The organism is Pseudomonas sp. GM33, assembly GCF_000282295.1.
Taxonomy (GTDB): Bacteria; Pseudomonadota; Gammaproteobacteria; order Pseudomonadales; family Pseudomonadaceae; genus Aquipseudomonas; species Aquipseudomonas laurylsulfatiphila.
The window spans coordinates 1-24,775 of sequence record NZ_AKJO01000098.1; the positions used below are offsets into that span (position 1 = coordinate 1).

Here is a 24,775-nt window from a genome sequence, read left to right on the forward strand (position 1 = left end):
CCAAAGCCGCTCGCGAACTGCTGCCGATGGCCGGCCAAAGTTGCGGCGAGGTCAATCTGGCGCTGCGCGAACAGGTCACTCGTCGCCCATTCGTGCGCTCGACCAATCTGGTGTGGGACAACAACCTCTATTGCAGTTCGCTATTCGGCGACTATCAGGAGAAGGTCAACCCCGGCGACTATACCCAGGGCGCATTGTGGCTCATGAACGGCAATCCGGTGACACCCAACACCGCCTTGCTGGTGTACCGCTTGAGCGAAGGTAAAAAAGGCGCGTTGACGACCCTCGATGGTTATCACTTGGGCAACGTTCTGCGCTTGATCGGCCGCCAGACCTTGCTGGTGCTGCAGGTTGGCCCGGACTGGATGTCCGCCGATGGCAAGGTTCACACCGGTGCCGCGCCTGAACTCCCCGTTGCCCAGAGCCGCTTGACCTCCGGGCGCTATGCTTTTGCCGTAGAAGCCGGTTTCCCCAAAGGCGAAACCTGGCGATACATGAGCAGCGAGTACCCCCCCCTGTTCAGTCTGCTGATTTTCTTCGGCGTGATTTCCGGGTCAATTGGTCACTTCCTGCAAAAGCGCTCATCGGCCCCCACCCAGGAAATGCAACGGGCGCTGGAAGCCGCAGAGTTCATTCCGTATTTCCAGCCTGTGGTGCATGGCGCCAGCAAAAGCTGGTCAGGCACTGAAGTGCTGATGCGCTGGAAACATCCGAAGGAAGGCCTGGTGCGTCCGGACCTGTTCATCCCGTTTGCCGAGCACTCCGGACTGATCGTACCGATGACCCGTTCGCTCATGCGACAAACCGCCGCCCTGCTCGCGCCGCAATCCGCCGGTTTCAACAAACCCTTTCACATTGGCATCAACATTACCGCCAGCCATTGCCAGGACCTGGACCTGGTCAAGGATTGCCGCGAGTTCCTCGATGCGTTCGAGCCAGGTTCGATCTACCTGGTACTGGAACTGACCGAACGCGAACTGATCGAGCCAACGGCGATCACCCTGCAACTGTTCGAGCAACTTCGCGAACTGGGCGTGAAGATCGCCATCGACGATTTCGGCACGGGTCATTCAAGCCTTGGCTACCTGCGGCAGTTCAATGTCGACTTCCTGAAAATAGACCAGAGTTTTGTCGCCATGATCGGCATCGACACCCTCTCCAGCCACATCCTCGACAGCATCATCGACCTGGCCGTCAAACTCGACCTTGCCCTGGTGGCCGAAGGTGTCGAAACCCCTGAGCAGAGTGATTACCTCAGCGCTCGTCAGGTCAACTTCCTGCAGGGTTATCTGTTCGGCAAACCCATGCCCGGGGCGGAATTCATTAGTGCATTAAGCGACCATTAACTCGAAAATTTAATCGACAAAACAACGACTACAGGCATAAATTTGAATCAAGACACTACTGCCGTTACATGAAGAAAAAGACAGGATTTACTCTTGGCCAATTAACTACTACAATTTTTCCTGCCTGCGCTAATTTGGCAGGTGAGCCACTATCACCGAGTCGCTTCAAGGCTCTTGGCTTATAGCTTTGTTTGCGGTTGGTATCAGCCAAACACACTATTGGAGTAAAGATATTGTCCAGACTCGCTGAATTTCGTGCAGCCGAAAAGGCCCTTCAAGAACAGCTCAAGCAGTTGGAATCCCTGAAGAACGATGCCGGGCTCAAGAAAGAAATCGAATTCGAAGAGAAGCTTCAGGGCTTGATGAAAACCTATGGCAAGAGCCTGCGCGACATCATCGCCATTCTCGACCCGAATCCGGCAAAATCCGGCCTGCAAGCAGCAGCACCGAAAACCCGCCGCGCTCGTGTGGTCAAGGTTTATCAGAACCCGCACACCGGCGAGCTGATTGAAACCAAGGGCGGCAATCACCGCGGCCTCAAAGCCTGGAAAGAACAGTACGGTGCAGCCACCGTTGACTCCTGGCTGCGTGGCTAACTCTCGCGGCGACAAAAAAGCCCTGCTTATGCAGGGCTTTTTCATGGGCTATCTAAATGCCCGCGGCGAGCACAAGACAACTACCTGACCGCCAACTACTTTGTGCTTAATCCATTTGGATATCTAAAATTTTTTTCATGCATCGAAAAAGCACTGTCGCCAACTAAAGTTTCAAGCTGTTACGGGCAGCGTCTATTTCATCCTGGCTCGCCTTATAAGCCTCGGCCTGCCCTGCGTAGGAAAAAACATAGGCCTTATCGGCATCCACCGCGGCCACCAATGTTTGCGAAAGCACATGCCTGCCGTTTTGCGTGACGGTGCAGGTTGTTTCCAGCGCGGCCAATCGACTCAAGGTAGTCGAATGAATTCGCGTGCAGACACTTTGATACCCACCCTGAAAGAAGTCTTTTTGAACTGACTTGCGCATTTCCAGCAATACGCCTTCGAGGTTTACCTGATGATCGCTTTGCACCGGACTCATGGTCAGCTCCATCACCAGGAGCGGCAATCCATCCTGATCATTTTTCACCGCCCGCTGGCGACTGACCCCCGACGCAGCATCCGGGACGGCTTCGACCTGCCAGCCTTGCGGCCAGGTCACCACTGGCGCATCGGCATGAGCAGCACCCGCCAGCGAAAACAGACTCAGCAGGACAAACAGCAGGTTACGGAATCGGATCATTGCAATCGGCACTCACGGATCAAGCCGTAAAGTCTGGGCCCAGGCCGGCTGTCAGGCAATAGCCGACTGTTTGGGTTTGGCGATGTCCGACCCCTTGCGTATCATTGTCACCATTCGTTAGCCCACATATTTCCCGGAGGGCCCATGAGCCTGCACGAATTGAACACCTTCCCCGGCGTCACCGCCCAACCGGACACCGCTACGCAGAAATTTGTCTTCAACCACACCATGCTGCGCGTCAAGGACATCACCAAGTCCCTGGACTTCTACACACGCATCCTGGGCTTTACCCTGGTGGAAAAACGCGACTTCCCGGAAGCCGAGTTCAGCCTGTATTTCCTGGCGTTGGTCGACAAAAACCAGATCCCGGCCGATGCCGCCGCGCGCACCGAGTGGATGAAATCGATCCCCGGCATTCTGGAGCTGACCCACAACCACGGTACCGAGAACGACCCGGACTTCGCCTACCACAATGGCAACACCGATCCGCGCGGTTTCGGCCATATCTGCATTTCGGTGCCGGACATCGTCGCCGCCTGCGAGCGTTTTGAAGCGCTGGGCTGCGATTTCCAGAAGCGCCTGAACGATGGCCGCATGAAGAGCCTGGCATTCATCAAGGACCCGGACGCCTACTGGGTCGAGATCATCCAGCCAGCACCACTCTAAGCCATACCGCAAATCCCTTGTGGGAGCGGGCTTGCTCGCGAAGACGTCGTATCATTCGACATTGAAGTGACTGACACGACGCCTTCGCGAGCAAGCCCGCTCCCACATTGGTAATGTGCAAGACACAAAAAACCCCATGATCGTTCATGGGGTTTTGTGTTTTCAGCGCCGGGTTTTATGCCGGGGCGGACGTGCGGATCAGGTGATCGAAGGCGCTTAGCGAAGCCTTGGCGCCCTCGCCCACCGCGATCACGATCTGCTTGTACGGCACAGTAGTCACGTCGCCGGCGGCGAACACACCCGGCACCGACGTTTCACCGCGAGCATCGACAATGATCTCGCCACGGGGTGACAGCTCGATGGTGCCTTTGAGCCAATCGGTGTTGGGCAGCAACCCGATCTGCACAAAGATCCCTTCCAGCTCCACGCTGCGCACTTCGTCGCTCTGGCGATCCTTGTAGCGCAGGCCGTTGACCTTCTGACCGTCGCCGGTGACTTCAGTGGTTTGCGCACTGGTGATCACGGTGACATTCGGCAGGCTGTGCAACTTGCGCTGCAACACCGCATCGGCGCGCAACTGAACGTCGAACTCCAGCAGCGTGACGTGGGACACGATACCCGCCAGGTCGATGGCCGCTTCGACACCGGAGTTACCGCCGCCAATCACTGCCACGCGCTTGCCCTTGAACAGCGGGCCGTCGCAATGCGGGCAGTACGCCACGCCTTTGTTGCGGTATTCCTGCTCGCCCGGGACACTCATTTCACGCCACCGCGCTCCAGTCGCCAGAATCAAGGTCCTGGCTTTGAGCGTTGCGCCGCTGGCGAAGTGAATCTGGTGCAGCTCGCCATTTTTGCCGGGCACCAACTTGTCGGCACGTTGCAGATTCATGATGTCCACGTCGTACTGCTTGACGTGTTCTTCGAGAGCCACGGCCAGTTTCGGCCCTTCGGTTTCCTGCACCGAAATGAAGTTTTCGATGGCCATGGTGTCCAGCACCTGACCACCAAAACGCTCGGCCGCGACACCGGTGCGAATGCCTTTGCGGGCCGCATAGATGGCCGCCGAAGCACCGGCCGGGCCACCGCCGACCACTAGCACATCAAAGGCATCCTTGGCGCTGATTTTCTCGGCCTGACGCTCAATGCCACTGGTGTCGATCTTGGCGAGGATCTCTTCCAGGCCCATGCGGCCCTGACCGAAGTTCACACCATTGAGGTAGATGCTTGGGACCGCCATGATCTGGCGCTCATCGACTTCAGCCTGGAACAGTGCACCGTCGATAGCGACGTGGCGAATGTTCGGATTGAGCACCGCCATCAGGTTCAGCGCCTGGACCACGTCCGGGCAGTTCTGGCACGACAGCGAGAAGTAAGTCTCGAAGTTGAACTCGCCTTTGAGCGAGCGAATCTGTTCGATCACCTCGACACTGGCCTTGGACGGATGACCGCCGACTTGCAGCAAGGCCAGCACCAGCGAAGTAAATTCATGGCCCATCGGGATGCCGGCAAAACGCAGGCTGATGTCAGCTCCCGGGCGATTGATCGAGAACGATGGCTTGCGTGCATCATCACCGTTGTCGAGCAAAGTAATCTGGGTGGAAAGACTGGCAACGTCTTTCAACAGTTCGAGCATTTCCTGGGATTTCGCACCGTCGTCGAGGGAAGCAACGATCTCGATCGGCTGGGTAACCCGTTCCAGGTACGATTTCAACTGGGCTTTAAGATTGGTGTCCAACATACGGGCGATTTCCTTTTTGCTGTTTCATATAAAGCAGGCATAAAAAAACGCCCGAGCGAATCTCGCCCGGGCGTTTTTATTGGGCGGTGCAGCTTACCGAGTAGGTGCGGAGTTCCGCCCTGATGGAGCGATCACTGACTTAGATCTTGCCGACCAGGTCCAGAGACGGCGCCAGAGTGGCCTCGCCTTCTTTCCACTTGGCAGGGCAAACCTGGCCCGGGTGAGCAGCGACGTACTGGGCTGCCTTGATCTTGCGCAGCAGCTCGGAAGCGTCACGGCCTACACCGCCGTCGTTCAGTTCAACGATCTTGATCTGGCCTTCCGGGTTGATCACGAAGGTGCCACGATCAGCCAGACCTGCTTCTTCAATCAGCACGTCGAAGTTGCGGGAGATGGCGTGGGTCGGGTCGCCGATCATGGTGTACTGGATTTTGCCGATGGCTGGCGAAGTGTTGTGCCAGGCAGCGTGGGCAAAGTGGGTGTCGGTGGAAACGCTGTAGATTTCGACGCCCAGTTTCTGGAAGGCGTCGTAGTTGTCAGCCAGGTCTTCCAGCTCGGTCGGGCAGACGAAGGTGAAGTCGGCCGGGTAGAAGAACACGACAGACCATTTGCCTTTCAGGTCAGCGTCCGAGACTTTTACGAAGTCGCCATTTTTGAATGCGTCAGCTTTGAACGGTTTAACTTGGCTGTTGATGATAGGCATCGTTGACTCTCCGTCAGGGGTTAAGAAGTTGATGGAGAGAACTTTACCCACTCGACGAACGGAAGGCTCATTGGCAAACCTGATGCTGCTGATTGGCTTTAGCTATTAGCTGACTGTATTTATAGAAGAAAACGATCTCTATGACTCAATCGGCTTTTCCGTGAGGCGCGCCATCCCGAGGAACGGACTAGCTTCGATGTAGCGCATGGCCGACTTCATGTCCTTCCAGCCCACATAACTCATCAGCGACTTCAGATCCCAGCCACTTTGATGCGCCCAGGTCGCAAAGCCGCGGCGCAAGGAATGGCTGGTGTAGAGTTCGCCGGCAATGCCTGCCCGCTCCAGCGCCTGGCGCAACAAGGGAATCACGCTGTTGGCGTGCAATCCCTCCTCGCCCAGATGCCCCCAGCGATCGATGCCTCGGAACACCGGCCCACGCACCAGTGCCGCTTCGGTGATCCAGTCGATGTAGGCCTGCACCGGGCACAAACGCTGCAAGGCCGGCGTCTGATAAGTCTTGCCGAGGTTGTCGCGATCACTCTTGCTGCGCGGCAGATAGAGGCTGATGCCGGAACCGACGCTGGCCTGCACGTGTTCAACCTGAAGCCTGCACAACTCGTCGCTGCGAAAGCCGCGCCAGAAGCCCAGCAGGATCAATGCCATGTCGCGCCGGGCCCGCAGCAATCCCGGGCGGTCGCCTTCGGCCTTTGCGATTTGCACTTCCAGCTCCAGACGACTGACCACCTGCTCCAAGTGTTGAAGCTGCAAGGGTTCGGCCTGTTTTTCCTGGGCCGGGTGCAACGCGCGGATGCCCTTGAACACCTTGCGCACCACCGGCGCCTTGGTGGGATCGGCAAAACCCTGGCTGTTGTGCCACTGCGCCAAGGCCGACAAGCGCAGTTTCAGCGTATTGATCGACAACACCCCGGCATGCGCCACCAGGTAGCGCGCCACGCTGTCGCCGGTTGCCGGCAGAAACCCGCCCCACGTGACTTCGAAATGTTCGATGGCCGCCCGATAGCTGCGACGGGTGTTGTCGCGAGTCGCGGCTTGCAGATAGCGATCCAGATCGCTCATAGGACATGAACCTGTTTTAACCGACTGTAGGAGCGAGCCTGCTCGCGATGATCGTTAACGATGACGCTGGTTGGCAGGTGCCCCGCGGCGGTCTTGGGGGTCATCGTCGGATCGCCGCCCGGAGCAAGCTCGCTCCTACAAAGGTTTGTGTACGGAAACAGCGCGAGAAATACCTAAAAATTGCCATCACACGGGGTAATACCAGTATATCCCGTGTTAATTACATTCAGCATTTAACTTTATCAATTGAATGGTACAATGCGTATTTACGTGGTACGTACCACATCAACAAAACCCGGGAGATCTCATGGCACGCGGCGGTGTAAATAAAGCGGTAGTGCAAGCCGCTCGGTTGGCGATCCTCGCCCGTGGCGAAAACCCCAGCATCGATGCCGTACGGATCGAAATGGGCAATACCGGCTCGAAAACCACGATTCATCGCTACCTCAAAGAGCTCGATGACAGGAACGAGGCGGTTGAAGCGCCAGCGGAACCGATTGACGACGAACTGATGGCGCTGGTGGCGCGGCTCGCCCAAAGACTCAAGGAGCAGGCGCAGGAACCCATCGACCAGGCGCGCACGCAGTACGAGGAACAACGCAAGGCGCTGGAAAAACAGCTCGACGAAGCGCAAGAGGCCAACAGCGAACTGCACCAGCAATACGAGTTCCAGAGCCTGGCACTGACTCAGGAATCCGAGGCCCTGCAAGAAACCCGCGCCATGCTGCAAACGGAGCAAACCCGCAACGCCGGGATGAACCAGGCACTGGCCGATTTCGAATTGCGCTTGAAAGACAAGGACGAGCAGATCCGCTCCCTTGAGGAAAAACACCTGCACACTCGCGACGCACTGGAGCACTACCGCAATGCGGTCAAGGAACAGCGCGAACAGGAAATGAGTCGCCACGAAGGCCAGGTGCAACAGCTACAGATGGAACTGCGCCAGGCACAACAAAGCGCCCTGGTACGCCAGGATGAAATCACCCAGTTGCACCGCGACAACGAACGCTTGCTGACTGAAAACCGCGGCACACTGCGCGAGCTGAGCCTGCTGCAGGAACAGCTCAAGCAAAGCAATACCCGTCAGGATCAGTTGCTGGAGCAGGCCACCCGCGTCGACGGCGAGCGCACCCTCCTCCAGGAACGCCTGCGCGTCGCCCTGCTGGAAAGTCAGGCACTCAAACAGAACGTCGATGAGCAATCGCAGCTCAATAAGTCACTGGAAATTGAACTGACCAGGACCCGGACGGATCTGGAAGAACGCGTACGTCTGGCCGCAACCCTTGCGGCAGCGGCAGACGCAGCGAAGGACGATTAACCGGCGACCGGCGTGCGCATGGTGACGAACTCTTCGGCGGCCGTCGGGTGCACGCCGATGGTTTCGTCGAAGTCGCGTTTGGTGGCACCGGCCTTCAAGGCAATCGCCAGGCCCTGGACGATTTCACCAGCCTCCGGGCCGACCATGTGGCAACCCAAGACCTTGTCGGTCTTGGCATCCACCACCAGCTTCATCAGCGTGCGCTCCTGGCATTCTGTCAGGGTCAGTTTCATTGGCCGGAAGCGGCTTTCGAAGATCTGCACCTCGTGGCCGGCTTCGCGGGCCTCTTCTTCGGTCAAACCGACGGTGCCGATGTTCGGCAGGCTGAACACCGCCGTCGGGATCATCTTGTAATCCACCGCACGATACTGCTCAGGCTTGAACAAGCGTCGCGCAACCGCCATGCCTTCAGCCAGCGCGACCGGCGTCAGCTGAACACGACCGATCACATCGCCCAGCGCCAGGATCGACGGCTCGGCGGTCTGATACAACTCATCGACTTCGACAAAACCTTTCTTGTCGAGCTTGACCCCGGTGTTTTCCAGCCCGAGATTGTCCAGCATCGGACGACGCCCGGTGGCATAGAACACGCAATCGGCTTCCAGTTGGCGACCGTCCTTGAGCGTGATTTTCAGGCTGCCATCGGCCTGTTTGTCGATGCGCTCGATGTCCGCGTTGAATTGCAGATCCATGCCACGCTTGGTCAACTCTTCCTGCAAATGCTTGCGCACGGAAACGTCAAAGCCGCGCAGGAACAGTTCGCCGCGGTACAGCAGCGTGGTCTCGGCACCCAGACCATGGAAGATCCCGGCGAACTCGACCGCAATGTAGCCACCGCCCACCACCAGCACCCGCTTGGGCAGCTCTTCGAGGAAGAATGCCTGGTTGGAACTGATGGCATGCTCGTGCCCCGGAATTTCCGGAATCTGCGGCCAGCCACCGGTCGCGATCAGGATGTTCCTGGCGGTAAAGCGCTCGCCATTGATCTCGACCTGATGCGGATCGACGATCTTCGCGTGCCCCTCATGCAAGGTCACGCCGCTGTTGACCAGCAGGTTGCGATAAATGCCATTGAGGCGATTGATCTCGCGGTCCTTGTTGGCGATCAGCGTCGCCCAGTCGAACTGCGCTTCATCCAGGCTCCAGCCAAAACCGGATGCCTGCTCGAAGTCCTCGGCGAAGTGCGCACCGTAGACCAGCAATTTTTTCGGCACGCAGCCGACGTTCACACAGGTGCCGCCCAGGTAACGACTCTCGGCCACCGCCACTTTCGCGCCAAACCCGGCGGCAAACCGCGCAGCACGCACACCACCGGAACCGGCACCAATCACATAAAGGTCAAAATCGTAGGCCATTTTCAATCTCCTCGGCAGGCCAACAGCATACCCGTAGACATTTGTGGGGCAAGCGCTGCAGACGATATGAGGCCGAAAAGTAAAAAACCTACTCGAGCGATTCGCCGTCCGACCTAATTTTCAATCAATTGTTGTGATCCGGGTATTTTGCCATAGTCAGGAAGTTATCTTTTGCCCCCTATAGCTTTCGGATCAACACAGTAGCGCTCGCAGTCGCGATGACTTGACCCGACTGCTCAAGCTCACCAGAGAGAAAGCAAACCCGTCCTCCGCGCTTGACTACCCGCCCCCTCCCGATCAGAGCCCCTATTTTGGCCGGGGCATGAAAATTAACATTCAGGCTCAAGGTTGGCGCAAACTCACCCTCGTCAAGTGTTGCAGCTAGGGCTGGCCCCATCGTGTCGTCAAGCATCGCGGCAAGGAACCCTCCCTGTATATTGCCCTCCGGATTCGTAAAAGCGTCGATAGCCTCAAACAAGACTTCAACACTTCCTTCATTAGCATCAACTTTTAAGATTTTTATTCCTAGTGTTTCAGCTGCTCTCGGTGGCGGCAAACGCCCCTCCTGTACCATCCAGAAAAATGCTTTCCTATCCATTACGTATTCTCCGAATTTATACCATTAACCGGTACAACGTTGAGCCATAAAGGAAACAAGCTCCACTCTATTGCTTGCAGACAGTTTTTCCGACGCATTGTGCAGGTGATTTCTAACAGTATTTGAACTAATACCAAGGATGATCGCTATATCCGCGTTAGTTTTACCTTGACTTACCCAGTAGATAACCTCTTCTTCTCGCTCCGTCAGGGCCACCGGCTTTTTACTATCCACGAGATGAAATTCGCGCCCAATAGTTTGAGGAAGCTCATGTAATGCAGAATGAGTAATAGCTGCAATAGCATTGAGAAGGCCGACCACCCTATCATCACTTTCAGAGATATAGTTGTAAAACCCGAAGATAGAGACCGTTCCGACTTCTCTATCAGAAAAGCCATGGATAACCATATTTCTATATCCATGAGCAACGAAGTTCTCCTCCCATGCTGAACATAATTGGCTGGGTATCTTTACCAACAGTGGCTTACCCGAAGCAAACCAAGTCGACAGCGGGGGGCTTTGCACACCCCCTGTAGTCGTTCTGATACCCTTTCGATATGATAGAGGCAGGTTATGGGTAATTTCGCGATCCAACGACACACCGAGAGCATGCAACACACCACACCCAAAAAAACACGCATCATATCTAACGGCTTGATCAGTGAGTCGTTGAAAAAATCGGAGAAAGTCCCAGCAATTACGCATTTTCCCCCGAATCAAGCCCAATGATGGACTTGAACAATCTGATAGAGGCATCGCGCCATCAAGTAAACTCTCGGGCAATTGATGCGTCATATATATAACTCTTCTTTTTATTTTATTTATTATTTTTAATATGCAAATTATCAATCAGAGTAACGCGAATAAGATAGCACCCAGGCATGACGCGTCAACACAAACTTGTAACAAATTAATCCTTTTAGCTTTGGAGATAGTTTGCCTGGCGAAATTCGGACTCCTAGACCTCTATCCCTGTAGCGTGAAGAAACCATAACTCAGAATAGCGAGGAGGAGCACGCAGGATAGAGGCTACGTGTAGACGAATATGGGCAACAGGTCTCATCAATGGGTCAATGGTACATTCTTCCTATTCTAGCGCTCAGAAATGGCGATTATCGTAAGGATTCCAATCGCCAGGAGAGTAAACATGCACAAGTTTGACTTGATCGTACAGAAGACGAAGAACGAATATAAACAGTTCGTTGAAACCAATCCACTGTTGAGAGTCGTTGCGAGCGGTGGCATGACCAGAGCTCATTACGCATCTTACCTTCGTGAGACCTATCACTTAGTACGTCACACGTCCCGAATGCTGGCCTTGGGTGGAGCGCGCCTGAGCGATGATCGTCGGGGGCTTCGCAACTGGTTTTTTGAACAAGTTCTTGAAGAGAATGGCCACGATCTTTTCTGCATCAAAGATCTGAAAAATATTGGCCTTGATTCGGACTTCCTTCTTAATTCCCAGCCTTCTGCAGGCGCTTGGGGCTTGATTACCCAGAACTATTATATGGCAACCTATGGCAATCCCGTTGGCATCCTCGGGGTCGCGACGGCTACCGAAGGGCTAGGAGCCGACTTCGGCACCATGTTCGCAGATGTCATGACGGAACAATATGGGATACCAAGTAACGCAGTGACATTCTTGCGCAGTCATGGAGGATTCGATGCGAAGCACCTACAGGAAGCAATTGAGGCAATTGAGTTCGTTCATGATAACGAACTGGAGTACGTAGTGCATGCACGCCGTATGACGTTCCGCTTGTACGGTCAGTTATTCAATGACGTATTGACGGCAGATACAGCCGACGTGCCGCCTCCAAACTCTGCATTGGCGTAACGCTCAGATCGGAGAAGTGCATGAAAGATTTTTATGACCTGAGAAATTACTCAATTCGAGAGATAGATCGATCAGATCCTGACTCAACGTATCAGTATGAAAAAATCCTCAGGCAATCCTACGAGCCGCTCGGTTTTTTCACATCATCAATTTTGCCTGGACCAGACACCAAGTGCTTCGGCCTGTACTTTGACGAAAAAATGGAAGGGACACTTGGCCTATGCGAAACCCTGTATTCCGAGGCAAATCCTTACTTTCGATACCTGCCCGATATCGGGTACAGACCAAGACTTCTAGAAGCAACTAATGTGGTTTTAACGCCGAATTTTCGCGGCAACATTGCGATTGGCATTCTACTCCAAGAAGCTGCAACTCGAGCAATCAAAGACAATTTCGATTTCATAGTCGGAATAACTCGATATCAAACACTTAGATACTTTGTGGAGTTTGGCTTGGTTCCGATCGATCACCCCCCTCTTCACTTGCTGGGGCGTGATGATATCGACGATTGGATCATATACTACCAAACAAATGAGAGTTCCGCGGCGCTCTATCTAAAGGAGCGGTCTAATCGGTATTTTCACCAACAGAAAACGATGAGGGCGATTCGTCAGCGGCGAAAGCATGTCGAGTTTCTCCAACCCGAGTTAAAACAAAAAAGCTTGTCACATGATACCATTTGAAGAACAGTTCGCTGCTTATCGCCAACAGCATTTTGGCTTTGTTGACAGACTGATCTATCGGGAAAAGGCGGAAATTCTTGACCTATTCCCTGAAAGTGAATTAGCGGCCGAAGTTGTCAGAGATTTGGAAGCGCTCGCAAATGCATCTGGACTCAAGCGAAAGCTCACCGACTTCATACTAAAAAATATACGAGCGCAAGTAGCGGGTAGTGTATCGGTTATTGAAGTTTGTGGAGGAAGTTGTTGGCTGCTCAGGAGTGTGACATCGCAAGTTGATCATGGTAAATTTCACATTCATGCCGTAGGAAGTGATCTTTCACAACGTCACATAGAAACCAACACAACTGCCTTCAGACATATGAACATTGAATGGCTTGTTGCAGACGCCACCAACCTTTTATTCTCAAACCTGAAATTTGATATCGCGCTGAACTGCCAGGCACTGCACCACTTTCCAGTGGGCATTGTTATCAAACTACTTCGGGAATTAAAGAGGATTTCCAAAAAAGTGATAATTTTTGATCTACGGCGCACTTTTTATGGGCCTGCACTCGTACAGTCTCTATCGCCTTTTTACTCCAGTAGCATCATCAGTGATGGAGTAGCGTCACACAGACGAGCCTATAGCATCCAAGAGATGGAATTCATTATTCGGATTGCCGACTTACCATACAAGGTCACCCCCTTTACCCCTGTGGGCATGCTTGTGGAGTCAATTTAATGGTTCGTGATTGGGCGTATTGTCTAGCCTTACTTCACCCTATGTCTGTCGGACTAGGTTTATGGAACGGTGGCAACTGGATCTACACCACTATAATTCTTGGCACTGTGGTTTATCCTGCTATCGAAATATTAGGCAAGCCAGTCGCCCCAACAAATAAAAATGCTTATTTTCCAGCAATACCAGAGCGCATTGCTCGACTTACCGCTCTAATTGTCATTACTGTAGTAGCCAGCACGATCATTACCATTCCATATGAAAAATTTACATCTTTCGAAAAAATCGTACCAATCTACAACTGCGGATTAACAACAGGAATTGTTGGAATTGTTTTAGCCCATGAAATGTTTCATAGGGGAGCTTCCATAAGCAAGCACTTAGGCACCGCCCTCATGCTTCTATCCAGCTATCCCCACTTCAAACTGCAACACCTGTACAGCCATCACCCCAACGTAGCAACAGAGAAGGACCACTCATCAGCACAACACGGCCAGTCCCTATACAAATTTTACATCCGATCAATTTTTTTTGGTGGCATATCTATGTGGAAAAGAGAATGTGCCCGATCTGCAATATTCTCAGGCCATCAGTATCATCCCATTCACAACCGCGCTATAAGCCTGTGGATTATTCAGAGTCTCCTTTACATAGCTATACTGCTTCTTCTTGGACCAATTGCGCTTGCTGCATTTATAGCTCAAGGTGTCATTGCAGTGCTTGTTCTTGAAACAGTGAATTACATGCAGCACTACGGGCTAAACCGGAGCGGAGGCAGTCGCAAACCAAGCTACTCAAGCTCTTGGGACAATTACTCACTGACCAACTATGCATTATTTAATCTAGGACATCATTCAGATCACCACGTCCATCCAGCCAAACCCTTTTATGCCTTGAGCCAACAATCCGATGCGCCTGTTATGCCATATGGATATTTCACCATGGCAATAATTGCGCTTTTCCCACCACTTTGGAGATGGATATTGGACAAACACTCCCCTCACCTTACAACCGAAAAAACAAGACTGAGGTAATCATGGATGCACTCCCGAAAACGTATAACGACCCCGACGGGTATGAGCCTTTCCCCCAGCTATTTTCCTATGATGGCTTTGAACAAACGGTTGGCCCTTTGTTGCACAAGAACGAGGCAAACGCTTGGTCATTCAAGTTCCAAATTGATCAGAAACACTTGAATTCGCTGGAACGTCTGCATGGAGGCATGATCATGACCTTTCTCGACCACTCCTTGGGCGGTACTGCCTTTCATGCAACTGGAAATAAACCATGTATCACGGTGAGTTTACACACCGACTTTGTTGCTGGGGCAAAAGCTGGTGACTGGGTTATAGGTACTGCAAGGGTCAATAAGATTACCGGCAACTTGGTATTTGTCTCCGGCGAGCTTCGAGTAAGCGAAAAACTCATTGCCATAGCAAGTGGCGTCTGGCGTTCGATAGAACTCGGCACAAGCTAAAAAATTAGATATATAAAGCTAAAATTCTCCCCATATAAAATAGCAACATGCCTTTCAGGCATCGGCATGTCTTACTGCAATATAAAAGCAAACGCCCCGAACGATGTCGGGGCATTTGCTTTGTCTATTACTTGATTTAACACTAAATCAAGTAAATTCTCACAAGAACCTCAAGCGCTATCAATAAGCCTTGCCCGTCTTGTAGAAGTTCTCGAAGCAGAAGTTGGTCGCGTCGATGTAACCTTCGGCGCCACCGCAGTCGAAACGCTTGCCTTTGAACTTGTAGGCAATCACGCAACCATCCTGCGCCTGTTTCATCAGGGCGTCGGTGATCTGGATCTCGCCACCTTTGCCTGGCTCGGTTTGTTCGATCAGGCTGAAGATGTCCGGCGTCATGATGTAACGACCGATGATTGCCAGGTTCGACGGGGCATCTTCCGGTTTTGGTTTCTCGACCATGTTGCGCACGCGGTACAGGTCGTCGCCAATCAGGTCGCCTGCAATCACGCCGTACTTGCTGGTTTCCTGCGGGTCAACTTCCATGATCGCGACGATGGTGCAGCGATACTGTTTGTACAGCTTGACCATCTGCTTCAGAACGCCGTCACCTTCCAGGTTGACGCACAGGTCATCCGCCAACACCACGGCGAACGGTTCGTCGCCGATCAGCGGGCGACCCGTCAGGATCGCATGACCCAGGCCTTTCATTTCTGTCTGGCGAGTGTAGGAGAACGAGCACTCGTCCAACAGGCGACGGATGCCGACCAGGTATTTCTCCTTGTCGGTGCCCTTGATCTGGTTTTCCAGCTCGTAGCTGATGTCGAAGTGGTCTTCCAGGGCGCGCTTGCCGCGACCTGTAACGATGGAGATTTCGTTCAAGCCGGCATCCAGGGCTTCTTCGACGCCGTACTGGATCAGTGGCTTGTTCACCACCGGCAGCATTTCTTTGGGCATGGCTTTAGTCGCTGGCAGGAAGCGAGTACCGTAACCGGCTGCTGGGAACAAGCATTTCTTGATCATAAAAGTCCTTGAAAGGGCTGTGTGTACGAGTTTCGGCGCAGTCTAATCAGCCGGCGAGCACCTTACAATGCCCCGCGCTGGCTAACCGATGTCAACATAGAGAAATATTCTTGGCGATAGTTCCCTGCGGGCGTTCACAGGTCACTACGCAACCCGTTATGCATAGCAGAAACTTGCGTAATTGCACGGTTTTCACCGACCCGATGCGACCTACCCTACACCCATCGGCACCCGTTGCGCGCGTTTGCCGGTATCATGGCGCGATTGAACCAGACAACGAGGCAAATAGATGTCGGAAGCAAAAAGCGTCAACGGATTCCTGATCAACAAGGTGAAAGACGGGCAATGGTGGGTGGCCAGTGTCGCCGGTGAAAATATCGCCGGGCCTTTCCCTTCCGAGGCCCTGGCAATCGAGGTGGCTTCGGTGCTGGAACTTGAGCACCCGGAACCGAAGCGACGCGGCAAGGACAAGAGCTGATCGACGCTCCTCTCGAAAAGCCCTGCCATGGCGCAGGGCTTTTTTATGGTTCTTTCACTGGTTTAGAGGTCACTTCGTTTTCGACGCGAACGCGGTCTCCTGTAGGAGCTGGCTTGTCGGGTCGCCGCATCGCAGCGATGGTCGTTAACGATAACGCGTGTGAACCTGCATAAACGCGGCGCACTGGAGTCCATCGCCAGCAGGCTGGCTCCTACAGTTTCCCGGGAATGTGTGAAGAACCTTTTTGCTGGATAACGAAAAGAAGTGGCCTTTGGCTATAACCTTTTGAGTCCGACGCTGTCTCAGCCTTAGCCCACCCCACTGACGATGATCAAACCATGAATAAAGTTTTGCCTTTGCTAGCAGTATTGGCCCTGAGCGGCTGCGCAACGTCGAAAGAAACCTACCTGGGCAACGGAGAGCAGGGTCTGACGATCGATTGCTCGGGAGAGGCGAATTCCTGGGCCGCCTGCTACGAAAAGGCCGATGCCTCCTGTGCAGGTACCGGCTACCGGATTGTCGGCACCGACGGCACGCCAGCGCTCAAGGTCAGTGAAAAAACCCTCGGCGCCGATATCGGCAATTACAAGAACCGCAGCGTCGTGGTGGTCTGCAAATAGGGCGCTCTGCCCTACAGATGAATTTCGGCGAACCTGATCCCGAGTCCGCGCACCGTTTCAATCAGATCGTCGAGCTTGCCAAAGGACTCGACTTCATCATTGTCATCCACCAGGAAATAGCTGCGCCCGGCGCTTTTCTTGAAAAACACGATCCATTCCCCCAGCTCCGCCGGGTTCTGGATCACATGGGTGGCAGAGATAAGTCCCTCTGCATGGCGCTCCCGGACCTGCTCTCGTTTCATAGTCGACTCCAGAAATGACGATGCCGCCAAAGCCAGGCTTTGGCGGCATCGGTGCTGTGGGTCGATAGTTTATCAGCCGGAAATGCACTCGGTGGCAGCCTTCTGTACATCCTTTGGACGCACCGGGACGTTGGACATGCTCTCGTGCAGCTTGATGCTGCTGCCACCCGAGCGCTCTTCAATGTCGAATACGGCTGACGGCCCCGTGGAATACTTGAGCGGCACAATCACACGCAGGCCATCCTTGTGCGGCTCGATTTGCAAGGCGCCACGACTGTCGGCCAGTTTTTCGCTGAGGCATTGCGCATATTCATGGGGTTTCTTGCCAGAAATCACGCTCATGGTCGGCAGTGACTCGTTGATGTCAGAGACGTTCGCACAACCGCTCACCAATGCCGCCAGCGCAACAACCCACAAACCCCACTTCATACAAAACCTCCGATAAAGAGGCTCGGACAACGCAGATGCGTTTTTTCTCCGAGGCAAACTGCTTTATCGCTCATCAAAGGTGAAATTAGCGTTTTTAATTGTCGAAGCAGCCGGATAATAAGGCCTTCGGGCTGATAAACTGCGCCCATCGCCCATGCTATCGTTTTGATTTTGTAGAAAAAGCCCTTCTGGAGGCGCCCCATGAAATTTATCCATCAGCGCGAGCACCTCAATGAAGACGACATCGTCGTCATTCAATGCTCCCAAATGTGCAACATCCGTTTGATGAACGACGCCAACTTCCGCAGCTTCAAGAATGGCGGCCGTCACACCTATCACGGTGGTGCATTCGACACGTTTCCGGCGCGCATCACCGCCCCCAGCACCGGTTTCTGGAACATCACGATCGACACCGTCAACCGCCGCGCTATCAGCGTGACGCGCAAGCCCACCCTGACGCACTCGATCAAAATCATTCGCCGTTCCAGCACGAAACTGAGCTGATCTGCACACCCGAAACACGAGACAGGCAGATACGACCGTGGCCCAAACGACCAAGTACGTCATCAAATACAAACTCAACGGTGAGCGCCGCTTCGAGTTTGCCCAGCTTGAACACGGCACCGCAGAAGAAGCCAAAGCGGCGCTGGATGCCATTCATGGACAGGACGACGTCATCAGCGAAATCAGCGTCAGCAAAGCGCTGTAACGCAATCCGGAGCGACAATGGACGTCGGCTCCCGTTCGCAGTTCGACCGCAAGCGCCGGAGTGCCTGCTGCATTCAAGTCTTGCAGACTGGCCACCTCAACCCCAAGAGGCCCGGCAATGAGCGAGCAATATCTGGACCGGCTGGACTGGCCCCGGCTGGAACAGCAACTTGACCTGGACGGCTACGCCGTCATCCCTTCACTGTTGAGCCACAGGGCTTGTGATCAGGTCAGCGCCCTGTACCCCCGGGCCGAGCCCTTTCGCTCGCACGTGGTGATGGCTCGTCACGGCTTCGGCCGCGGCGAGTACAAGTATTTCAGCTACCCGTTGCCGGACCTTGTGGCGCGCTTGCGCAGCGCGCTCTACCCGCGCCTGGCGCCCATCGCCAATCGCTGGCATGAACAAATGGGTTTGCCGCAGCGTTTTCCTGACACACATCCCGCCTTCCTCGAACGCTGTCATGCCGCTGGTCAGAACCGTCCGACACCCTTATTGCTGCAATATGGTCCGCAGGACTACAACTGCCTGCATCAGGACCTGTACGGTGAGCACGTTTTCCCGTTGCAAGTGGCGATTCTGCTGTCAGCCCCCGATCAAGACTTCAGCGGCGGCGAATTTGTCATGACCGAACAACGCCCGCGGATGCAGTCACGGCCGATGGTCATCGACCTGAAGAAAGGAGACGGGCTGATCTTTGCCGTCAACCAGCGACCGGTAAAAGGCACTCGCGGTTACTACCGCGTGACCCTGCGCCACGGTGTGAGTCGCCTGCACAGCGGCAAACGGCATACCCTTGGAATCATCTTTCACGATGCGACATGAGCCCATGAACCCGCTGACTTTTGATCTGTTTGCCGATGCAGAGCCCGAGCAAGAGCCCAGGCGCGAGCAGATCGGCGAACAGTCATACGTGCTACGAGGCTTCGCCCTGCCCTGGTTGGAGCGTTTGCTGCCCGCCCTGGAGGCGGTGCTGCTGGCTGCGCCGTTTCGGCAGATGGTCACGCCCGGCGGCTTTACCATGTCGGTCGCCCTGAGCAGTTGCGGCACATTCGGCTGGACCACGGACCGCAACGGATACCGCTACACCCGTCACGATCCCCAGACCGGTCAGCCCTGGCCGACAATGCCCGAGGTGTTTTTCCAACTGGCACAAGCGGCGGCGCAGGCTGCCGGGTTCAGCGACTTTGTGCCTGATTCCTGCCTGATCAACCGCTACATCCCCGGCGCAAAAATGTCATTGCATCAAGACAAGGACGAACATTCCTACGCGGCCCCCATCGTTTCGGTATCGCTGGGCTTGCCGGCGATGTTCCTGTTCGGCGGCTTTGCACGCAGTGACAAAAGCCAGCGCATCCCTCTGCTGCATGGTGACATCGTGGTCTGGGGTGGCGTGGATCGCCTGCGTTATCACGGCGTATTGCCGATCAAGGACGGCTTTCACCCGAGACTGGGCGAGCAACGCATCAACTTCACCTTCCGCACCGCCGGATGAAGACTTCGAATTTGACCGCAAGCGCCGGAGTGTGTGGGAATTGCCCCCTGGTTAATGTGCAGGCAACTCCCCAAAGGACGTGACGCCATGACAACCCAATCGACCAAGATCACCACCGAAAACGATCCGCGCTGGGCCGCCGTGGTCGCGCGCGACCCCAAGGCTGACGGGCAGTTTGTCTATGCCGTGAAGACCACAGGCATCTACTGCAACCCGAGCAGCCTTGCGCGCCTGCCCAAGCCACAGAATGTCGAATTCTTCGATAGCGCCGAACAGGCCCGGGCCGCAGGTTATCGTCCGAGCAAGCGCGCAGCAAAGGATCAGAGCGAACTCGCCGCGCAGCATGCCGCCACCGTGGCCGCTGCCTGCCGCCAGATTGAAAGCGCCGAAACGCTGCCCACCCTGGGCGAACTGGCCGAGGCTGCGCGATTGAGCAGCTTCCACTTCCATCGCGTGTTCAAAGCCGTCACCGGCCTGACGCCCAAGGGCTACGCCGATGCCCATCGTTCACGCAAGGTGCGCGAGCGCCTGGCAGACGGCGGTTCGGTGACCGATGCCCTGTATGACGCCGGCTTCAACTCCAACAGCCGGTTTTATGAAGCGGCAGACCAACTGCTCGGAATGAAGCCCGGGGACTACCGCGCTGCCGGGCAAAACAACGACATTCGTTTTGCTGTCGGCCAGTGTTCGCTGGGGGCGATTCTGGTAGCGCAAAGTGAACGCGGGGTTTGCGCGATTTTGCTCGGCGACGATCCGCACCAACTGGTCTGTGATCTGCAAGACAAGTTTCGGCGAGCCAATTTGATTGGCGCCGATCAGGCGTTCGAAGCGTTGATTGCCAAGGTCGTCGGCTTTATTGAAGCCCCGGCGATTGGCCTGGACCTGCCATTGGATGTGCGCGGCACCGCGTTCCAGGAACGGGTCTGGCAAGCGCTGCGGGAAATCCCTGTCGGCAGCACGGCGAGCTACGCCGATGTCGCGCTACGCATCGGTTCGCCAAAAGCCGTTCGCGCCGTGGCTCAAGCCTGCGGCGCGAACAACCTGGCCGTGGCGATCCCGTGCCATCGCGTGGTGCGCAGCGATGGCAATCTCTCGGGCTATCGCTGGGGTGTCGAGCGCAAACGCCAGTTGCTGGAGCGCGAATCGCGCTGATCAGCGATTCACGTCCACCACCACGCGCCCGCGCAACTGCCCGGCAAGCAAGCGCGGCGCGGCTTCGATGGCTTCGCTCAAGCCGATTTCGTGACTGATCAACGGCAACAGATTGAAGTCCAGGTCCTTGGCCAGGCGACTCCAGGCCTCCACGCGCTTGGCTTTGGGCTGGGTCACGCTGTTGATGCCGGCCAGGGTCACACCGCGCAGGATGAACGGCGCAACGGACGCCGGAAAGTCCATGCCCTGTGCCAAACCGCAGGCCGCGACGGTGCCATTGGCCTTGGTGCTGGCGCACGCATTGGCCAGGGTGTGGCTGCCGACCGAATCGATCACGGCCGCCCAGCGCTCCTTGGCCAAGGGTTTGCCCGGCTCGGACAGCGTGGCGCGATCGATGATTTCGCTGGCGCCCAGTTGCTTCAGGTAGTCGTGCTCCGAGGTACGTCCGGTGGATGCGACCACCCGATAGCCGAGCCTGTTCAGCAACGCGATGGCGAAACTGCCGACGCCACCGTTGGCGCCGGTGACCAGGATTTCACCCTGCCCGGGCGTCACGCCGTTGTGCTCAAGGGCCAGGATGCACAGCATGGCCGTGTAGCCCGCCGTACCGATGGCCATCGCCTGGGCGGAGGTGAATGCCTTCGGCAGCGGGATCAGCCAGTCACCGTTCAAGCGAGCCTTCTGCGCCAGGCCGCCCCAATGCCCTTCCCCTACGCCCCAACCGTTGAGCAGGACATGGTCACCGACCTTGTAGTCCGGATGCCCGCTGACCTCGACCACACCGGCCAGGTCGATGCCCGGCACCATCGGGAATTTGCGCACCACCGGACTGCTGCCGCTGATTGCCAGGCCATCCTTGAAGTTCAGCGTGCTATAGGCGACACGCACCGTGACATCGCCCTCGGGTAACTGATCGTCCTGGATCTCTTGCAGTGTGGCCCGGTAACCGCTGTCGTCTTTGTCGATCAAAATACCTTTGAACATTACGGCCTCTCAATGGAATCAGTCTGGTTGTGGTGCATTTGAAATAACACATGGCAGCAGATTGTCGTACCCGACTTTAAGCCAATCAGCGACCCCAGCGAGCGCCGAAGTAAGCCTGGCGAACTGAAAAGACGACTGGCCTTGCGCCAATCGTTGCGTTACAAATCCTGTTCTACCGTCCCTGCCCTGCTTCAACGTCGGAGAACACAGCACATGAACCCATGGCCAGATACCCGCATTCTTGACCTGCTCGGGATCGAACTGCCGATCATCCAGGGGCCGATGGCCGGTGCCACGAACTCGTCCATGGTGATTGCGGCCTGCAATGCCGGCGGCCTCGGCTCGATGCCAGCGGCGATGCTGAGCATCGATCAACTGCGCGAAGAGCTGAAAACCATCCGCCAACACACCCGGCGCCCGATCAACGTCAATTTTTTCTGTCATCAGCCTCCAGCCCCTGATGAGCAACGCGCGCAGGACTGGAAAAACCTGCTGCAGCCCTACTACCAGGAACTCGGCGCCGATTTCGCTGCGCCAACCCCGGTGTCCAATCGGGCGCCGTTCGATGACGCAGCCTGCCAAGTGATCGAAGAGTTTCGCCCCGAGGTGGTGAGCTTTCACTTTGGCCTGCCGGAAAAATCCCTGCTCGACCGGGTCAAAGCCACCGGTGCGAAGGTATTGTCCTCGGCCACCACCGTCGCAGAAGCCGTGTGGCTGGAGCAGCATGGCTGCGATGCGATCATTGCCATGGGCTATGAAGCCGGAGGCCATCGCGGGATGTTCCTCAGCGATGACCTGAGCAGCCAGGTGGGCACGTTCGCCCTGGTGCCACAAGTCGTCGATGCAGTGAAAGTGCCGGTGATTGCCGCTGGCGGCATCGCTGATGCACGAGGTGTCGCCGCCGCCTTCATGCTGGGCGCTTCGGCGGTGCAGGTGGGCACGGCGTACCTGTTCACCCCGGAGGCCAAGGTCAGCCCCTCCCATCACAAAGCGTTGCGCACCGCCAAGGAAAGCGAGACGGCGGTGACCAACGTGTTCACCGGTCGCCCGGCCCGGGGCATTCTTAATCGGGTGATGCGCGAACTGGGGCCCATGAGCGCCAAGGCTCCGGCCTTTCCCCTGGCCGGTGGCGCGTTGATGCCGTTGCGGGCCAAAGGTGAAGCGGACTTCAGCAACCTTTGGGCCGGCCAGGCATTTACTCTCGGCGTTGAATTGACCACCGAGGCACTGACTCGAAAACTGGCTGAAGAAGGTTTAGCGAGGCTGCTGCGTCGCCCCTGAGGATCATTTGCGTTAAAATTGTATACAGTTTTGTGACAGCTCATTCCGTTTAAAGGCAATTCGCTATATATTTCTCTACATAACGATTTACCCTTGCTGCAATTGCCTTTAACGGAGCCGTTTCATGACCATTCGCGTCTCACGTTTTGCCCCTGCGTGCCTCACGAGCCTGCTCGCCGTATTCGCCTTCGGCTCAGCTCAGGCGGACGAAGTCCAGGTGGCTGTCGCTGCCAACTTCACCGCGCCCATCCAGGCCATCGCCGCTGATTTCGAAAAGGCTACCGGGCATAAACTGGTGACCGCCTTTGGTGCCACCGGCCAGTTCTACACCCAGATCAAAAACGGCGCGCCGTTCGAAGTGTTCCTCTCGGCCGACGACAGCACCCCGAAAAAACTCGAGGCCGAAGGCGACACCGTCAAGGGTTCGCGCTTCACCTACGCGGTCGGCACCCTGGCGCTGTGGTCGGCCAAGGAAGGCTACGTCGATGCCAAGGGCGATGTGCTGAAAAAGAATGAGTACCAGCACCTGTCCATCGCCAATCCGAAGGCTGCGCCTTACGGCCTGGCGGCGACTCAGGTGCTGGCCAGGGAAGGTCTGACCGACAAGGTCAAGGACAAGATCGTTGAGGGCCAGAACATTACCCAGGCCTACCAGTTCGTCTCCACCGGCAACGCCGAGCTGGGTTTTGTCGCGCTGTCGCAGATCTACAAGGACGGCAAGATCACCAGCGGTTCGGCCTGGATCGTTCCGGCCAGCCTGCACGACCCGATCAAGCAGGACGCCGTGATCCTCAACAAGGGCAAGGACAACCCGGCCGCCAAGGCATTGGTTGACTACCTCAAGGGGCCGAAAGCGGCAGCTGTCATCAAGTCCTACGGTTACGAAATCTAAAATGTCGCTATCGAGTGCCGATTTTTCCGCCATCTGGCTGACGTTGAAACTGGCGTCCCTGACGACCGTCATCCTGCTGATTGTCGGCACTCCGATTGCGCTATGGCTTTCGCGCACCCGCTCCTGGTGGCGCGGTCCGGTCGGGGCGATTGTCGCCCTGCCCCTGGTGTTGCCACCGACCGTGATCGGTTTTTATCTGTTGCTGGCGCTGGGCCCTCACGGGTTCATTGGCCAGTTCACCCAATCACTCGGTCTTGGCACCCTCACTTTCAGTTTTGCAGGTCTGGTCATCGGTTCGGTGTTGTATTCGATGCCCTTTGTCGTCCAGCCGCTGCAAAACGCTTTTTCCGCCATTGGCACGCGCCCGCTCGAAGTGGCTGCGACGCTGCGGGCCAATCCCTGGGACACCTTTTTCAGCGTAACGCTGCCCCTGGCCCGCCCCGGTTTCATTACCGCCGCCATTCTCGGTTTCGCCCACACCGTCGGCGAGTTCGGTGTGGTGCTGATGATCGGTGGCAACATTCCCGAGAAGACCCGCGTGGTCTCGGTGCAGATCTACGATCACGTCGAAGCCATGGAATACGCCCAGGCCCATTGGCTGGCCGGGGCGATGCTGGTGTTCTCGTTTGTCGTCTTGCTGGCGCTGTATTCCAGCCGGAAAACCAAAGCGGGCTGGAGCTGA

The 24,775-nt window shown here is 55.7% G+C and carries 31 protein-coding genes; 19 read left to right on the forward strand and 12 right to left on the reverse strand.

The window, feature by feature from the left end:
• A partial coding sequence (locus PMI26_RS11035) for an EAL domain-containing protein (RefSeq protein ID WP_007975930.1) occupies window positions 1-1,346 on the forward strand: 1,346 nt, incomplete at its 5' end.
• 233 nt (window positions 1,347-1,579) lie between these two features.
• Entirely contained in the window at window positions 1,580-1,942 is a 363-nt protein-coding gene (locus PMI26_RS11030; RefSeq protein ID WP_007975932.1) for a histone-like nucleoid-structuring protein, MvaT/MvaU family, read from the forward strand.
• 163 nt (window positions 1,943-2,105) lie between these two features.
• Here PMI26_RS11030 and PMI26_RS11025 read toward each other — a convergent pair whose 3' ends face one another.
• A complete protein-coding gene (locus PMI26_RS11025) occupies window positions 2,106-2,624 on the reverse strand; it encodes a DUF4946 domain-containing protein (protein ID WP_007975934.1) in 519 nt (172 codons plus the stop codon).
• Window positions 2,625-2,768: 144 nt separating this feature from the next.
• Here PMI26_RS11025 and gloA point away from each other — a divergent pair, with 144 nt between their 5' ends.
• On the forward strand, window positions 2,769-3,290 hold the full coding sequence (gene gloA, locus PMI26_RS11020) for a lactoylglutathione lyase (RefSeq protein ID WP_007975935.1): 522 nt from the start codon (window positions 2,769-2,771) through the stop codon (window positions 3,288-3,290).
• Between the two features lie 175 nt (window positions 3,291-3,465).
• On the opposite strand, the gene ahpF is transcribed toward gloA, so the two are convergent.
• From ahpF to PMI26_RS11005, 3 genes are all read right to left on the reverse strand, one after another.
• Window positions 3,466-5,028, reverse strand: a complete 1,563-nt coding sequence (ahpF, locus tag PMI26_RS11015; RefSeq protein WP_007975936.1) for an alkyl hydroperoxide reductase subunit F — start codon at window positions 5,026-5,028, stop codon at window positions 3,466-3,468.
• 139 nt (window positions 5,029-5,167) lie between these two features.
• On the reverse strand, window positions 5,168-5,731 hold the full coding sequence (ahpC, locus tag PMI26_RS11010; RefSeq protein ID WP_007975937.1) for an alkyl hydroperoxide reductase subunit C: 564 nt from the start codon (window positions 5,729-5,731) through the stop codon (window positions 5,168-5,170).
• 138 nt (window positions 5,732-5,869) lie between these two features.
• Window positions 5,870-6,808, reverse strand: coding sequence for a site-specific integrase (locus PMI26_RS11005; protein WP_007975938.1), 939 nt, complete (start codon window positions 6,806-6,808; stop codon window positions 5,870-5,872).
• A gap of 307 nt (window positions 6,809-7,115) precedes the next feature.
• Here PMI26_RS11005 and PMI26_RS11000 point away from each other — a divergent pair, with 307 nt between their 5' ends.
• Window positions 7,116-8,126, forward strand: a complete 1,011-nt coding sequence (locus tag PMI26_RS11000) for a DNA-binding protein (RefSeq protein ID WP_007975940.1) — start codon at window positions 7,116-7,118, stop codon at window positions 8,124-8,126.
• Here PMI26_RS11000 and gorA read toward each other — a convergent pair.
• The 3 genes from gorA to PMI26_RS30750 form a co-directional block, all read right to left on the reverse strand.
• A complete protein-coding gene (gene gorA, locus PMI26_RS10995) occupies window positions 8,123-9,481 on the reverse strand; it encodes a glutathione-disulfide reductase (protein ID WP_007975941.1) in 1,359 nt (452 codons plus the stop codon). The two genes, PMI26_RS11000 and gorA, sit on opposite strands and share 4 nt — an antisense overlap.
• 178 nt (window positions 9,482-9,659) lie before the next feature.
• Window positions 9,660-10,079: a PaaI family thioesterase gene (locus tag PMI26_RS10990; protein ID WP_007975942.1), complete on the reverse strand. Its 420-nt coding sequence runs from the start codon at window positions 10,077-10,079 to the stop codon at window positions 9,660-9,662.
• Window positions 10,080-10,103: 24 nt separating this feature from the next.
• Window positions 10,104-10,874, reverse strand: coding sequence for a helix-turn-helix transcriptional regulator (locus PMI26_RS30750; RefSeq protein ID WP_007975943.1), 771 nt, complete (start codon window positions 10,872-10,874; stop codon window positions 10,104-10,106).
• A gap of 352 nt (window positions 10,875-11,226) precedes the next feature.
• Here PMI26_RS30750 and PMI26_RS10985 point away from each other — a divergent pair, with 352 nt between their 5' ends.
• Genes PMI26_RS10985 through PMI26_RS0129715 form a run of 5 tightly spaced genes read left to right on the forward strand, consistent with a single transcriptional unit; the run spans window position 11,227 to window position 14,794 of the window.
• Window positions 11,227-11,916, forward strand: a complete 690-nt coding sequence (locus tag PMI26_RS10985; protein WP_007975944.1) for an iron-containing redox enzyme family protein — start codon at window positions 11,227-11,229, stop codon at window positions 11,914-11,916.
• 20 nt (window positions 11,917-11,936) lie between these two features.
• Window positions 11,937-12,599 (forward strand): hypothetical protein, encoded by a 663-nt coding sequence (locus tag PMI26_RS10980; RefSeq protein WP_007975945.1) that lies wholly within the window; start codon window positions 11,937-11,939, stop codon window positions 12,597-12,599.
• Window positions 12,586-13,320, forward strand: a complete 735-nt coding sequence (locus tag PMI26_RS30755) for a class I SAM-dependent methyltransferase (protein ID WP_007975946.1) — start codon at window positions 12,586-12,588, stop codon at window positions 13,318-13,320. Before PMI26_RS10980 ends, PMI26_RS30755 begins: the two co-directional genes overlap by 14 nt.
• Window positions 13,320-14,351, forward strand: a complete 1,032-nt coding sequence (locus PMI26_RS30760) for a fatty acid desaturase (RefSeq protein ID WP_007975947.1) — start codon at window positions 13,320-13,322, stop codon at window positions 14,349-14,351. The genes PMI26_RS30755 and PMI26_RS30760 overlap by 1 nt, the downstream gene beginning before the upstream one ends.
• A 2-nt stretch (window positions 14,352-14,353) precedes the next feature.
• Complete coding sequence (locus PMI26_RS0129715; protein WP_007975948.1) at window positions 14,354-14,794, forward strand: PaaI family thioesterase; 441 nt, start codon at window positions 14,354-14,356, stop codon at window positions 14,792-14,794.
• Between the two features lie 180 nt (window positions 14,795-14,974).
• On the opposite strand, the gene galU is transcribed toward PMI26_RS0129715, so the two are convergent.
• The gene (galU, locus tag PMI26_RS10975) at window positions 14,975-15,814 is read right to left on the reverse strand and encodes a UTP--glucose-1-phosphate uridylyltransferase GalU (RefSeq protein ID WP_007975949.1); all 840 of its coding nucleotides are present in this window, start codon (window positions 15,812-15,814) and stop codon (window positions 14,975-14,977) included.
• A 289-nt stretch (window positions 15,815-16,103) separates the two neighbouring features.
• Between galU and PMI26_RS10970 the strand changes: the two genes are divergently transcribed.
• Both PMI26_RS10970 and PMI26_RS10965 read left to right on the forward strand, forming a co-directional pair.
• Window positions 16,104-16,292 carry a hypothetical protein gene (locus PMI26_RS10970; protein WP_007975950.1) on the forward strand — a complete coding sequence of 63 codons (189 nt, stop codon included), beginning with the start codon at window positions 16,104-16,106 and terminating at the stop codon, window positions 16,290-16,292.
• A 338-nt stretch (window positions 16,293-16,630) separates the two neighbouring features.
• Window positions 16,631-16,912, forward strand: coding sequence for a hypothetical protein (locus tag PMI26_RS10965; RefSeq protein ID WP_007975951.1), 282 nt, complete (start codon window positions 16,631-16,633; stop codon window positions 16,910-16,912).
• Between the two features lie 11 nt (window positions 16,913-16,923).
• On the opposite strand, the gene PMI26_RS10960 is transcribed toward PMI26_RS10965, so the two are convergent.
• From PMI26_RS10960 to PMI26_RS31545, 3 genes are all read right to left on the reverse strand, one after another.
• Complete coding sequence (locus PMI26_RS10960; RefSeq protein ID WP_007975952.1) at window positions 16,924-17,154, reverse strand: hypothetical protein; 231 nt, start codon at window positions 17,152-17,154, stop codon at window positions 16,924-16,926.
• 72 nt (window positions 17,155-17,226) lie between these two features.
• Entirely contained in the window at window positions 17,227-17,583 is a 357-nt protein-coding gene (locus tag PMI26_RS10955; RefSeq protein WP_007975953.1) for a hypothetical protein, read from the reverse strand.
• Entirely contained in the window at window positions 17,580-17,786 is a 207-nt protein-coding gene (locus PMI26_RS31545; protein ID WP_162130290.1) for a hypothetical protein, read from the reverse strand. Before PMI26_RS31545 ends, PMI26_RS10955 begins: the two co-directional genes overlap by 4 nt.
• Here PMI26_RS31545 and PMI26_RS10950 point away from each other — a divergent pair.
• The 5 genes from PMI26_RS10950 to ada all read left to right on the forward strand — a co-directional run bounded on the left by PMI26_RS10950 (window position 17,785) and on the right by ada (window position 20,936).
• Window positions 17,785-18,087: a DUF1883 domain-containing protein gene (locus PMI26_RS10950; protein WP_007912251.1), complete on the forward strand. Its 303-nt coding sequence runs from the start codon at window positions 17,785-17,787 to the stop codon at window positions 18,085-18,087. The genes PMI26_RS31545 and PMI26_RS10950 overlap by 2 nt on opposite strands.
• A gap of 37 nt (window positions 18,088-18,124) precedes the next feature.
• Complete coding sequence (locus tag PMI26_RS31620; protein WP_007975954.1) at window positions 18,125-18,292, forward strand: hypothetical protein; 168 nt, start codon at window positions 18,125-18,127, stop codon at window positions 18,290-18,292.
• A 117-nt stretch (window positions 18,293-18,409) separates the two neighbouring features.
• Window positions 18,410-19,114 (forward strand): 2OG-Fe(II) oxygenase, encoded by a 705-nt coding sequence (locus PMI26_RS10945; protein WP_007975956.1) that lies wholly within the window; start codon window positions 18,410-18,412, stop codon window positions 19,112-19,114.
• The gene (gene alkB / locus PMI26_RS10940) at window positions 19,104-19,784 is read left to right on the forward strand and encodes a DNA oxidative demethylase AlkB (protein ID WP_033048020.1); all 681 of its coding nucleotides are present in this window, start codon (window positions 19,104-19,106) and stop codon (window positions 19,782-19,784) included. Before PMI26_RS10945 ends, alkB begins: the two co-directional genes overlap by 11 nt.
• A gap of 87 nt (window positions 19,785-19,871) precedes the next feature.
• Complete coding sequence (gene ada / locus PMI26_RS10935) at window positions 19,872-20,936, forward strand: bifunctional DNA-binding transcriptional regulator/O6-methylguanine-DNA methyltransferase Ada (RefSeq protein ID WP_007975959.1); 1,065 nt, start codon at window positions 19,872-19,874, stop codon at window positions 20,934-20,936.
• Here the strand turns inward: ada and acuI are convergent, their stop codons facing one another.
• The gene (gene acuI / locus PMI26_RS10930; RefSeq protein WP_007975961.1) at window positions 20,937-21,920 is read right to left on the reverse strand and encodes an acrylyl-CoA reductase (NADPH); all 984 of its coding nucleotides are present in this window, start codon (window positions 21,918-21,920) and stop codon (window positions 20,937-20,939) included.
• Window positions 21,921-22,133: 213 nt separating this feature from the next.
• Here acuI and PMI26_RS10925 point away from each other — a divergent pair, with 213 nt between their 5' ends.
• The 3 genes from PMI26_RS10925 to modB all read left to right on the forward strand — a co-directional run bounded on the left by PMI26_RS10925 (window position 22,134) and on the right by modB (window position 24,775).
• Window positions 22,134-23,201, forward strand: coding sequence for an NAD(P)H-dependent flavin oxidoreductase (locus tag PMI26_RS10925; RefSeq protein WP_007975963.1), 1,068 nt, complete (start codon window positions 22,134-22,136; stop codon window positions 23,199-23,201).
• 124 nt (window positions 23,202-23,325) lie between these two features.
• Window positions 23,326-24,093: a molybdate ABC transporter substrate-binding protein gene (gene modA / locus PMI26_RS10920; protein WP_007975965.1), complete on the forward strand. Its 768-nt coding sequence runs from the start codon at window positions 23,326-23,328 to the stop codon at window positions 24,091-24,093.
• Between the two features lies 1 nt (window position 24,094).
• The gene (gene modB / locus PMI26_RS10915) at window positions 24,095-24,775 is read left to right on the forward strand and encodes a molybdate ABC transporter permease subunit (protein WP_007975967.1); all 681 of its coding nucleotides are present in this window, start codon (window positions 24,095-24,097) and stop codon (window positions 24,773-24,775) included.